Origin of the sequence: Arcticibacter sp., assembly GCF_045629565.1 — a bacterium.
Taxonomy (GTDB): Bacteria; Bacteroidota; Bacteroidia; order Sphingobacteriales; family Sphingobacteriaceae; genus Arcticibacter.
This window is the reverse complement of sequence record NZ_JAZQRL010000076.1, coordinates 1-10,728: the sequence shown is the minus strand read 5'-3', so window position 1 is coordinate 10,728 and position 10,728 is coordinate 1. Positions and strand designations below refer to the sequence as shown.

At 40.7% G+C, this 10,728-nt stretch carries 13 protein-coding genes and 1 pseudogene; 3 read left to right on the top strand and 11 right to left on the bottom strand.

Features of this window, described 5'->3' with window-relative positions:
* From ACKI5J_RS09630 to ACKI5J_RS09615, 4 genes and pseudogenes are all read right to left on the bottom strand, one after another.
* Positions 1 to 743, bottom strand: a pseudogene (locus ACKI5J_RS09630) (hypothetical protein); the annotation flags it as partial.
* 13 nt (positions 744 to 756) lie between these two features.
* A complete protein-coding gene (locus ACKI5J_RS09625; RefSeq protein ID WP_407428907.1) occupies positions 757 to 2,190 on the bottom strand; it encodes a GspE/PulE family protein in 1,434 nt (477 codons plus the stop codon).
* Positions 2,187 to 2,702 carry a hypothetical protein gene (locus tag ACKI5J_RS09620; protein WP_407428906.1) on the bottom strand — a complete coding sequence of 172 codons (516 nt, stop codon included), beginning with the start codon at positions 2,700 to 2,702 and terminating at the stop codon, positions 2,187 to 2,189. The genes ACKI5J_RS09625 and ACKI5J_RS09620 overlap by 4 nt, the downstream gene beginning before the upstream one ends.
* Positions 2,702 to 3,124 carry a prepilin-type N-terminal cleavage/methylation domain-containing protein gene (locus ACKI5J_RS09615; protein WP_407428904.1) on the bottom strand — a complete coding sequence of 141 codons (423 nt, stop codon included), beginning with the start codon at positions 3,122 to 3,124 and terminating at the stop codon, positions 2,702 to 2,704. Before ACKI5J_RS09615 ends, ACKI5J_RS09620 begins: the two co-directional genes overlap by 1 nt.
* Before the next feature lie 227 nt (positions 3,125 to 3,351).
* Here ACKI5J_RS09615 and ACKI5J_RS09610 point away from each other — a divergent pair, with 227 nt between their 5' ends.
* Complete coding sequence (locus ACKI5J_RS09610; RefSeq protein ID WP_407428902.1) at positions 3,352 to 4,101, top strand: LytTR family transcriptional regulator DNA-binding domain-containing protein; 750 nt, start codon at positions 3,352 to 3,354, stop codon at positions 4,099 to 4,101.
* Positions 4,102 to 4,163: 62 nt separating this feature from the next.
* Here the strand turns inward: ACKI5J_RS09610 and ACKI5J_RS09605 are convergent, their stop codons facing one another.
* The 7 genes from ACKI5J_RS09605 to ACKI5J_RS09575 form a co-directional block, all read right to left on the bottom strand.
* On the bottom strand, positions 4,164 to 4,412 hold the full coding sequence (locus tag ACKI5J_RS09605; protein ID WP_407428900.1) for an HTH domain-containing protein: 249 nt from the start codon (positions 4,410 to 4,412) through the stop codon (positions 4,164 to 4,166).
* 155 nt (positions 4,413 to 4,567) lie between these two features.
* Positions 4,568 to 5,356, bottom strand: coding sequence for a hypothetical protein (locus tag ACKI5J_RS09600; protein WP_407428898.1), 789 nt, complete (start codon positions 5,354 to 5,356; stop codon positions 4,568 to 4,570).
* Between the two features lie 373 nt (positions 5,357 to 5,729).
* Positions 5,730 to 6,518, bottom strand: coding sequence for a hypothetical protein (locus ACKI5J_RS09595; RefSeq protein WP_407428896.1), 789 nt, complete (start codon positions 6,516 to 6,518; stop codon positions 5,730 to 5,732).
* A gap of 13 nt (positions 6,519 to 6,531) precedes the next feature.
* Positions 6,532 to 6,798 carry a 3-coathanger stack domain-containing protein gene (locus tag ACKI5J_RS09590; protein ID WP_407428894.1) on the bottom strand — a complete coding sequence of 89 codons (267 nt, stop codon included), beginning with the start codon at positions 6,796 to 6,798 and terminating at the stop codon, positions 6,532 to 6,534.
* Positions 6,799 to 7,111: 313 nt separating this feature from the next.
* Positions 7,112 to 7,834, bottom strand: a complete 723-nt coding sequence (locus ACKI5J_RS09585; RefSeq protein ID WP_407428892.1) for a hypothetical protein — start codon at positions 7,832 to 7,834, stop codon at positions 7,112 to 7,114.
* A gap of 191 nt (positions 7,835 to 8,025) precedes the next feature.
* The gene (locus ACKI5J_RS09580; RefSeq protein ID WP_407428890.1) at positions 8,026 to 8,235 is read right to left on the bottom strand and encodes a hypothetical protein; all 210 of its coding nucleotides are present in this window, start codon (positions 8,233 to 8,235) and stop codon (positions 8,026 to 8,028) included.
* A gap of 295 nt (positions 8,236 to 8,530) precedes the next feature.
* Positions 8,531 to 9,130 carry a hypothetical protein gene (locus tag ACKI5J_RS09575; protein ID WP_407428888.1) on the bottom strand — a complete coding sequence of 200 codons (600 nt, stop codon included), beginning with the start codon at positions 9,128 to 9,130 and terminating at the stop codon, positions 8,531 to 8,533.
* 185 nt (positions 9,131 to 9,315) lie between these two features.
* Here ACKI5J_RS09575 and ACKI5J_RS09570 point away from each other — a divergent pair, with 185 nt between their 5' ends.
* Together ACKI5J_RS09570 and ACKI5J_RS09565 are read left to right on the top strand one after the other, a co-directional pair.
* Entirely contained in the window at positions 9,316 to 10,116 is an 801-nt protein-coding gene (locus ACKI5J_RS09570) for a LytR/AlgR family response regulator transcription factor (RefSeq protein WP_407428886.1), read from the top strand.
* Positions 10,117 to 10,449: 333 nt separating this feature from the next.
* Positions 10,450 to 10,728, top strand: a 279-nt coding sequence (locus ACKI5J_RS09565; protein ID WP_407428884.1) for a transposase, incomplete at its 3' end; no start/stop codon positions are given.

Below are 10,728 nucleotides of genomic sequence, written 5' to 3'. Positions count from 1 at the left end.
CCTGAATTCATATTGTTAACCGGACGCGGCACCCTGCGAACCGCAGTATTACGATCGCCATTAATAAACAATTGCTCACTATCCTCCAGAGCTTGAAAGATATATACGTCATCTGCTGTTCTGGTAAGTTTTAGGTTATTTGCATAAGCTAATTTTTCAAGCGCAACATCAAAAGGAGCATCAGAAAAGAAAGCAGTAACAGGGTTATTTAGTAACAGCACCGGGACAACTACATTTTTTCCACTTAACTGAGTTATCTTTTTTGCTACGTTACCAAGAGTATCACTGTTGAGTTCGAGACTCAAGGTATTAGCTGACGCATTATACCTTGCTTTTACCTCCCGTTTAGGAATCACAGCGCGCGGCTGCAAAACCTTAGTGATCGACATAATGGATCCGGTCAGATTAATATCCAGCTGATACTCCCGCGCGAGGAACAACAACACGTTCAGCGCCGTTTCATTGGTAAAGTTGTTGTATATTTTAAAGTCCAGTTGCGGATCAACGTTGATATTCAGATTATTCGATTGAGCTAACGCACGTAAAAATTCCTGAGCAGATGCCCCTGACATAGAGAGCTGAACTTTCTGGTTCAAGCCTGGTAGTGTAACCGCAAGACTTCGCAGTCGTTCATCAATGACCCTAAGCCGCTCCTCTGCCGGAGCTTGTTGTCCGATAGCCCCTTGCAAAAAGCCAAGTAACAACACTAACTGAAAGCAAATGACTATCCCACTTCTTCTCATGCAAACATTCTCCTCAATAATTAAATAACAGTGGATAAATCTCATCGACAGACGTGTCACCTGCAGCAAACAATTCAAAGGCATTCTCAGCCAGCGTTCTGATACCGCGCACCCTTAACAGATCTTCCACATTCATATTTCCTTCCTTGATATTAGCGGCCAGTTCCTGATCAACAGGAACCACTTCATATACAGCCTTCCGGCCCCTATAGCCGGTATAATAGCACTCCGGACATCCCTTAGCGACATAATGCTTCTCAACAGGAAAGAACGGCTTAAACTGACGCGGAAAAATATCAGAGACTACTTTTGTCTCCTCTTTACAAAGCGGACAAAGTAGCCTCACCAGCCTTTGCGCAACGGTAGTGTTCAGGGTATTAGCAACCAAAAAACCAGGAATACCCATGTCCATTAACCTCGAAACGGTACCCCAGGCTGAGTTGGTGTGAATAGTCGATAGCACAAGGTGGCCTGTTAAAGCAGCGCGGATCGCCATATTGGCTGTTTCCGGATCACGGATCTCCCCCACCATGATAACGTCCGGGTCCTGTCGGAGAAAAGTACGGAGAGCAGAGGCGAATGTCAAACCGATACTCTCTCTCAGCGGTACCTGATTTATCCCCTCCAGCGTATACTCAACGGGGTCTTCTATCGTCAGAATGTTCCTTGTTTCTTTATTAAGTAATTTCAGCGTCGCGTATAATGTAGTTGTCTTTCCAGATCCAGTCGGGCCGCTGATCAGCAAAATCCCATTTGGCCGCTTTATTCCCTGCAAATAGTTTTGAAGATCAAAAGACGAGAGGCCGAGACTATTCAAGTCGATATCAGTGGCGCTATTATTCAAAAGTCTGAGTACTACCTTTTCTCCATGCAGAGTAGGCAAAACAGATACACGTATATCGAAGTCCTCATCTTTATGCCGATAATGAATACGGCCGTCCTGGGGCAATCGTTTCTCTGCAATATCAAGGTTAGCCATGATCTTCACCTTATTAACAAGTGCCGGATATTCAGTCTTTTCAAGCAAGTACCGCTCTACCATCATTCCGTCAATTCTTACCCGAACCCTGCACTTATTCTCATAAGCCTCCACATGAATATCGCTGCTCTTCAGGCCTCTAGCTTCACTAATTAAGCCATCCAGAAAATCTGTACCTGAAGTACTGAACGATGCTGCTTTTTTATCAGATCTTCCTTGCTCCCTGAAATAATAGGTTGATAACAGACGCGTAACTTCTTCCTCTGCTAACGGCTCCAGCTGAATTCTTTTACCCAGCATGATCTCAAGTTCAGCAGAGAGCTGGTATAAATCGGCATCCTGTCCACAGTACAGATCACAAGTATCTTCTGTTTCTGACGAAGGCAGAATCCTGTAGTGCCAAGCCTGTTCCCGGCTTAATAGATGTAAATTCTCTTTCGGTAAAGTAATCCCCTGAACACTCATCATTTTTCCAAATAAGAAAAAAACCACTCTGTTTTACTAAGATCCCAATCGGTCGCGCGCAGATTGGCAATCAGCACAACAGCAAGTATCATTGCTTGCAAGCCCGCTAATGGTATCTTCCAACTCCTTCTCTTTAGAGCAATTACAAACAGAGAAAACATTAATATTGATCCCAGACTTAGCATGTAAAAAAACAAGTAATTAATTGGAGGAAGATAACAGCCAAGACAAAGCAGGAACAGAATGTCCCCCCATCCGATATGTTCATGCGTTAAGTTAGTCCAGCGTTTATATTTAAAGCGGAAGTACACTGAAAGTAACAGAAACTGAACAGACAGGAAGGCCAGGTTCCAACTCGTATCGACCATCATGGTCAAGGAACTCACGCCAGACAACCGGTCAAGAATTAATAATATTGTCAGCACAGGATACATCCACCAGTAAACCGCCCGCCAGCGCATGTCCTGTGCAAATAATAGTAGCAGCCATACAATAAGTACTATCTTGATCAGCATTAGTCTGGCGTTACTTCCTTAAGATTCTTATCCTGATCAATCTCCCAAACATTAAAAGTTCCATTACCGTTGAAGTCGGCTACTGCGGTTGCCCTGGCCACGAACGCATTTGAGCTCGCCTGTACAACCTCAATCCGGTAATTTGCCCTTCCATCCTTGGCGTCTGAGCTTAATTTCTCTTGTATAAATCCGAGTTCACTTAGGTCATTTGTATATTTTGACTTCTCAAAAAAGTAGTTCTTTTCCAAAGTGTGCATATGCTCTAACTGCAATTTAGCCTCAGTACTTTTCGCCTTTGTAATTAATGGCATCAAATTTGGTAACGCCAAAAGCACCAGGATACCTATAATAACCAATACAATTAAAATTTCAGTTAATGTGTAGGCTTTAAATCTGCGCTCAATTAATTTTTCCTTATTCATAAAACACTTGATACAGAGATAAATGTAGCATCGAAAATGCATAACAAGAATCTCTTTATACCAACAAATTCATTTCGGGGACGAAACCATCAAAATCAAGGATTGGAATAGTAAAGACTGTTTGTCATAATTTCATCATAAAAATTATAAAATATATGAGAAATATCGAGCAACAAAATCTACATTTGTGTAGATCGAATACACAATTAACCAAACCCTATCAACTTATGATCAAATGCTACATATTCGGAGACGATTCTACTAAGCAACTAATAAGTTCACACCTTTCATCCCTATCTCCAATCTTTTATACAGGCATGTCGAATGATTACAGAACCACGTTCATAGACGTTGCACGCAACAAACCTGATGTGGTCTTGGTTGACGCAGAAATAGTTAATGCCACTATTTTTGATATGATTGCACTAAAAGAACTCTGCACAGTTATGACGCTTACTAATATCAAGCGCGAGGCGTTTATTCAGCAATCTAAAAAAGACCTGGAACTAGACGGAAGAGTAGAACCAGCTGTTCAGCAAATGCTTAGCGAAGCTGGTATTGCCTATTCTGACCGAGAAAAGAATGAAAAGGTAACTGATCGATGCGCAGAATCAGGTTCAGTCGTTATTAGGACTACTATGCGTGGTCTTTGTGGTGTTATTGAAGTTACCGTAAAGTTCGCGACCATTAGTTATATAAAGTCTGACAAGAACTATCTTAACATATACCTTGACGACGGTACACATTATCGAACTCATATGACGCTGAAAGCAATAAAAACCATATTGCCTACCCACTTTAACTTCGTTAATAAATCGTTCATTATAGACTATAACAAAATCACTTCGACAGAAGGCAATGATTTCATAACGCTGAACAATTATTCCAAAAATCGAATACCAGTGGGCGGTAGCCACAAATCCAAAATTGCAGAGTGGAAGAAAAGCAATAAATTCAGATCTTCATATCCGAGCTAAAATTTATTTAAACTTTAGCAGTTCCGGGCGACGGAAAACGTCGCCCGGAACTGCTAAATACCTTAGGGCAGTTGGCTTTTCTGATTCTCATAAAACCGCAACTGAAATCTTCCATTCGTGCAATAATAGTATGTTTGTTTAGCCCTCGAGTACTTAATTGGAGCCCCAAGTTCACGCATCTCATTGAGAAAGCCATAAAGCGTCCTTTCCGACATATTCAGTCGTTCCGCAAGTTGATTAGGTGTACCTGTAGACTTTATTCTGATTAAATAATCTAGTCTTTCGAGACGTTCAAATACCTCAGATAACATATGAAAGTGTTTAAGTTGAGAGTCATTTCATATCTTATTCCACCGTGTGACTAGTTATATCTAATACCGGTTAGAATTAATTGAGATAATATTCGCCATGAAAAACCTATAATGAAAATAATTTACATCAATACACGAAATTGAAGGACAAGTCTTTACTTTTCAAGGATTTGTTTGATAGCCAACTCCTGCTGCCTATTTTCCTCCTGAACCCTTTCATTTTCTTTCTTTAAAGCGATGATATGCAAAGTTAGTTCCTCAATTTTACGGAGTAAAATGGCATTCATCTCACCTAATGACACACCCTCTTCCTGTACTTCCCTTGCAGAGGGAACGCCAGGTAAATGCTTCTTCTCCTTAATGAACAGCTCCACTTCAGTTAAAGGTTGAAGATCGTACGTCTTCTCGAACACGTAGTCCGGCCAGTTTAGATTATCTACCTTGATTTCTCGAGCTCTGATCTTTCCGTTTACAGAAAGTCGGTCACTTGGTTCAGATGTACCAATTCCGACATATCCCCCATCCTGAGTAGACTTAATTACCATGGTTAAATCCGGATAGGTTCCAAAATGAGAAATATATTGGTGAGCGGTATAAAAATGAATATCAGATGCCCTCACATTGGGAGCCCATGTAAATGTACCTGGCCTATCGGTAAAAACAATCTCTGCACTAGCAGTCGATGATTTTACTGCATCCAGTGTGGAAAAAAAACTCAACGCAGGGAATCTGTAGGTCTCATTACTACCGAAGTAATTCCCACCCTTGATTTCAATCGACTTGTTGCTCTCCCCAGCACCAATAGTAATTTTACTTGTGGTTGGTGAAGTGCCTATTCCTAGGTTGCCCGATGCTGGAAGCGTATTTGTTTGGGCACAGAGTGTTGTTGATACGAATACCAGGCCGAACGCGGCTAAGGATAGCTTGCTTAGTGTTTTATCCATGACTATCTATTTTTCCAAATCTCAGTATGTAATAAAAAAGTGTTAATTAGTTTGTCTTCTTCAATTTATCTATTTCTTTTCGCTGTATGTCAAGCCTTTCGCTTTGTTCAATCACGTACAATGTCAGCTCCTCATTTTTTGAAGAAGCTTGATATTCATCTCTCCTAAGCTAATTCCATCAGACTTCATCATTTCAGCAGATGGAATCTCGGGAAGCGAAATTAGTTTCGATTCGTCAGGCGACAATACTTATTAGTTTGCCTTTTTCAGGTCATCGATCTCTGCCTGCAGCTAATCCAGTCGTTCATGCTATTGATCAGATAGCAGACGGTTGCCCCAGCAGCATTAGAACAGCTATCCTACCACTATATTATTACCGCTCTTTTCGAAAAGCCTCCAAGGTTCCGACTCTTTCTTTTAATGCCTGATTTTCTTCTTTCAAATTGATCATATACAAAGTCAGCTCTTCTATTTTTTTCAATAGTTTCACATTCATCTCGCCCAAATTTATTCCACTATCGTCGACCTCTCTAGCTGATGGCATGCCAGGAAGATGTTTATTCTGCTGAATAAAACCTTTGACTTCACCTAACGACGGTAAGTCATACCCCGGCGCAAAGACATAGTCAGGCCAGACGGATTGCATTTTCACTGTTACCGATTCAGCAATCACACTCCCTGCCACAGCCAACTTATATCCTTTTGGGTCAGAAACTCCGATTCCTACATCGCCATTACTCTTTATCCTAAGTTTTTCACTTAGCCGTGATTGATCTATACCGTCGCTTGTAAAGAAAGAAAGATCCATTGATTGGATCAAAGCATTATTTCCGAAATAACTATTTACTCGTTCCGCACGAATACGTGCACCAATTTGTTCTGGAACAACATCCCTCCAAGTATGAAAGTCAATATTATATCCTCCGGTTGTGGCTCCGGATGGTACATACATGTTTCCCGGATTCGCATTTCCTATTCGTATAGTGGATAAACTACCATCTAACGGCCCGTCGACGTGTAGGCGGCCAAGAGGATCTCCCGAGCCAATACCTACGTTGCCTGCTGAAGGAAAGGAATTTGACTGTGCGTAGCTGCTAAAGGTGCAAAAAGAAATCACTATGAATAGCAGTCGATTCTTGGAAAAGGCTTTTGGATTTGACATTTTACGATATATATTATTTGCTTTTGATGTCATAAGTTACACCTGAGAAATTCTGGTTCTGGCTCAAGGTCGGAGCCAAAGGAGTGGTGTTATACCCGCTGATGTAGGCATGAAAACTGGAGCCCGCCGGCACATGGAAACCCGGCAGAAGGGTGATGCTCCCGCCCGCACTTACAACAGGTTCAGCAGGATTATAGACATTCAGTGTTCTGTCCTGTGCTATAACCGTTGTCAGACATGCACCCAGCAGCATGATCAGGGAAGATAAAAAGACTCTCATACCTCTATAGCTTATTTCCAGAATAACTTAGAAGTCGAAGGTAAAGAGTTACACTGCAGCCAGATTGCAGTAAACTAAAACTTTGAAAAATCTGTTAAAAAACTAACCAGGTATGTCAGTTGGCGAGACCTTTCAAATGATAAAATGCCCACAAGAGAGTTCATGAAGCAAATCTCTCAATTGACGTCATCTGTGCTTTATAACGCTTTTCCCAGACACTCGCAGTTGATTCAGTTGACTCTCTAGTCCTTTTATTTTCTGATTCTGATCCCTAATCAGTTTAATTTGACTATCGGAGGTGAGGATCGTTACTTTAGCGTCGACTTTCCAGTGCAATGATCTTTTTATCCTGCTGACTAACAAGCTGCTTTAACTCTTCTACAGATTTATTCTGTTGGATAAGATATAGAGTAAGTTCTTCAATTTTCTGAAGCATGCTTGTAGTTAACTTACCAAGATCAGCCCCACTCTCTTCCATTTCGGCCGCAGACGCTATTTCAGGAAGATGCTTTCTATGACTGATATATTTTTCGAGCTCAGATATAGGCATCAACTTGTAATCCTTTTCAAATACAAAATCAGCACCACTTAGAGCTACTTTGATTTCCCTTGCTTTAATTGCGCCAGCCACATCAAGTTGATAGTTCAAATCTGGAGTAGATGTACCGATAAATACGGTTCCACCATTAGGATTTAATGCCAACGGATAATTAAGAGCAAGGTTTCCCCAGTTAGTTGCCTGCAACCAAGCATAAGTAGGTAAAACGTTCATTCCGAAATCAAGGACTTCTCCCCAGCCAAGACTATTTACATGCAGTCTCATTATTCCATTTTGGGAGGTACCACTTTTTGCGGGAACACCGGAATTCTGACCACTTTCCCTCGTATCTACGGTCAGTTTCAACGCAGGAGAACTTGTACCAATACCAACATTAGTATTTTGTGATGGCCCGTCCAAGGTTCCGTATACCTGCGCTTTAAGGACTGTAGTGAATAAAGGCAGAATAACGGAGCCAAAAAGAATCGCTTTTTTCATACTATATAATTAGTTTACTTTTCAATCCGTGAATCCTTTGCTTTTAACCTGACAAGATTCCAACTATACTTTTCGAATTCGTTTATTTTTTATTGCACGAAATATGTCACCTTGCGAGACTCTTCAAATAAGCAAAAATGCCCACAAGAGACTTTAATAATTTCAACCGTTCAATTCACATCATCTGTGTTTTATACCGCTTTCCCGAGATGCACCCAGTTGATCTCATGAAGCAATATCAATGACCGAGTAAAGTCTCCCTGATTATTGGTACCTAAGTCAATTACCCTATACCAGTTAGATCCAGTTACGGATTGGGCGTACGATTCCGAGATGAAAAAGATTAAGCACAGTATAAAAACATACTTCCAACTGTTTCTCTTAAGTTTCGTGTTCTTCATTAGCTAATAATTACAGTAAAGCTTAAACGAAGGTAGGAAGCTACACTGCAGCCTGACTGCAGTGTATAAACTATTTCAGAAACTTATGAGTCAAACTTTTCAAACGCTTCCCTCGGTCTTCCTGCTCGCTGTACCCGGGAGATTCCTGCTGCAAGTCTTGAATTAATTTTGACTTTCATACTAGCATGCAGGGTTATTTCTTCGTTCCGGTTGCTAAGCGTTTGCCGCTCTTAATCTTCTCTATCTCATCTGTCAGCCTACGGATCTGGCTCTCTTGTTTAAGGACTTTCTTGTTCTAATCGATAAGATATAATGTAAGCTCTTCAACTTTCTGAAGTAGTTTTATATTCATATCCCCAAGGTGAATACCATCGCTTTTCATCTGATCGGCCGGTGTAATGTCGGGAAGATGGTTATTCTTTGTAACAAATGCCTCGACGTCTTCCAACGGCTTCAATGTATAACCGTCCTTAAACACAAAATCTGCACCTGCACTTACTGATACTTTTACCTCACGGGAATGAATGTTTCCGGCCACAGGCAATTTAGCATCCGGGGAGGCTGTTCCAATGCCTACATAACCACTCTGACCACTAAGCACAAAGAGGGGCCCAATGCCGCGAACAGCAATTCCAAAATCGGAAGCAGTCGAGTTCGGAGAATCACTGGCCCTCGCCAGATCAACGTGAAAGCCCCAATTGGCTATATTTGCGCCAATAACAGTTCTGTTAAATACTCCGTTTCCCCTGCTGGTGAACTCTAAAGGTCTATCTGCAGAAATCTGAATGGAGTTTGAAGTTGTAGCATCTCTGCTCGTCACGCTATGTAAGGTTTCCTGCCCGTAAATAATCATTACTTTGAATAATAGGCATAGTACAATGGTGATTTTTCTCATATTTTAATTTTAAAGGTTCTAAGTATAGTTCTACCATGACAGTCCGCAAATCTATTAACCTAAACTGCAGTCTCCTTGCAGTATACATTTTTCAGAAACGTTCGATTTCTCCAATAATATATTAACTAGAGTAGTTGCTGTATATCCGCACCCGTCATAATAAATTGATTGAAAAAAGGAGGTGGATGTTTACCAGAAAGAATCTCCATGTTTTCGCTTTACTGCAGTCTCACTGCAGTGTAACGACCTATTTTCGTAATCTAAGGAAATATAGAGAGAATAAAGACTTCGTATATATGATCATCTGTTATGTAATTGGAAACAGGACAACTGTTGACGTCCTAACCTCTAACTTTACATTATCCGCTTTCGATGGAAAAGTCAGAGTAACCGACAACTTCAATGTCGCTAACAAAGAAATATTGAAATTAAAGCCTGACTTAGTTTTTGTCGATGTAAGTTTATTGTACGCTCATATAGCTGAAATAGCCCTCATTAAGCAGATTGCTGGCGTTATAATCGTCGCTGATGATCATCATGTAGACTTATTGCATGGCAGACATCTGGCTATTTATGACAATACCTTTTTACGCTATCAACCCATTGCAGAAAAAGGTATCAAGAAACACAGCGGATCGATGATGATAAAAGTCTCCAAAGGGCCATATAACAGCGTTGATGTCATTTTATCATTTAAAGATATCGTTTACATAGAATCTTCCGGAAATTACCTTAGTATCCATCTTGACAATAAACAACGTTACCTTATTAACATGACGCTAACATCTATTTCTTCAAAGCTTCCGGATAATTTTTTAAGAATTAACAACTCCTTCATAATTAACAGCGATAAGATCACAGCGATAAAAGGCAGAGAATATGTGATCCTAAAAGGAGATACCGATTTAAAGATTCCAATTGGAACGACATACCGAACGCGACTTACCAATTGGAAAAAAGAGAATTTCAACCATGGTTGGCAATAATATCACCAGAATGGTAAGTCCCCTATTAGTGTTTTTACCAGATATTAATATCAAGAGTAATTTTACCACCTTACCATTAATCTTAACATATACCGGAATTCAGACATTACTCTCAGCGTCATCCCAAATGAATCAGTTACAGAGGCGACGCGCCGTTATGGCCGCGATCTTTTCGCTGATCGGAATGATTGATCGTCTTCAGCCAGTCCATTACTTACCAATTCCACCGGTATAAAGTTCTATCTATAGTTTCAACTTCGACCTACAGTTGTAAGTGTCCCTAAAAATCAAACGGTTTAAAACTGGACAGAAATGCTTAGTTTTAAATAGGGAATGAAAAAGACACGGTTTACCGAAACACAGATTGTAAGAGCCCTCAAAGAGGGAGAAGAAGGCAGAAAAACAGAAGACATCTGCAGAGAACTAGAGATCAGCAAAGCGACTTTCTACAACTGGAAAAGTCGTTATGGCGGCATGGAAGCCTCTGATGTCAAACGGCTAAAAGAGCTTGAAGAAGAGAATGCCCGTCTTAAAAAGATGTTTGCCGACCTAAGCCTTAACCACGAAATCCTCAAAGATGTTATTTCAAAAAAAGGTTGGGGCTCCGGGAAC

Coding starts and splice junctions, on each gene's coding strand:
- ACKI5J_RS09625 (WP_407428907.1), bottom strand. CDS start 2,190: ATGATGAGTGTTCAGGGGATTACTTTACCGAAAGAGAATTTACATCTA.
- ACKI5J_RS09620 (WP_407428906.1), bottom strand. CDS start 2,702: ATGCTGATCAAGATAGTACTTATTGTATGGCTGCTACTATTATTTGCA.
- ACKI5J_RS09615 (WP_407428904.1), bottom strand. CDS start 3,124: ATGAATAAGGAAAAATTAATTGAGCGCAGATTTAAAGCCTACACATTA.
- ACKI5J_RS09610 (WP_407428902.1), top strand. CDS start 3,352: ATGATCAAATGCTACATATTCGGAGACGATTCTACTAAGCAACTAATA.
- ACKI5J_RS09605 (WP_407428900.1), bottom strand. CDS start 4,412: ATGTTATCTGAGGTATTTGAACGTCTCGAAAGACTAGATTATTTAATC.
- ACKI5J_RS09600 (WP_407428898.1), bottom strand. CDS start 5,356: ATGGATAAAACACTAAGCAAGCTATCCTTAGCCGCGTTCGGCCTGGTA.
- ACKI5J_RS09595 (WP_407428896.1), bottom strand. CDS start 6,518: ATGTCAAATCCAAAAGCCTTTTCCAAGAATCGACTGCTATTCATAGTG.
- ACKI5J_RS09590 (WP_407428894.1), bottom strand. CDS start 6,798: ATGAGAGTCTTTTTATCTTCCCTGATCATGCTGCTGGGTGCATGTCTG.
- ACKI5J_RS09585 (WP_407428892.1), bottom strand. CDS start 7,834: ATGAAAAAAGCGATTCTTTTTGGCTCCGTTATTCTGCCTTTATTCACT.
- ACKI5J_RS09580 (WP_407428890.1), bottom strand. CDS start 8,235: ATGAAGAACACGAAACTTAAGAGAAACAGTTGGAAGTATGTTTTTATA.
- ACKI5J_RS09575 (WP_407428888.1), bottom strand. CDS start 9,130: ATGAGAAAAATCACCATTGTACTATGCCTATTATTCAAAGTAATGATT.
- ACKI5J_RS09570 (WP_407428886.1), top strand. CDS start 9,316: ATGTTTACCAGAAAGAATCTCCATGTTTTCGCTTTACTGCAGTCTCAC.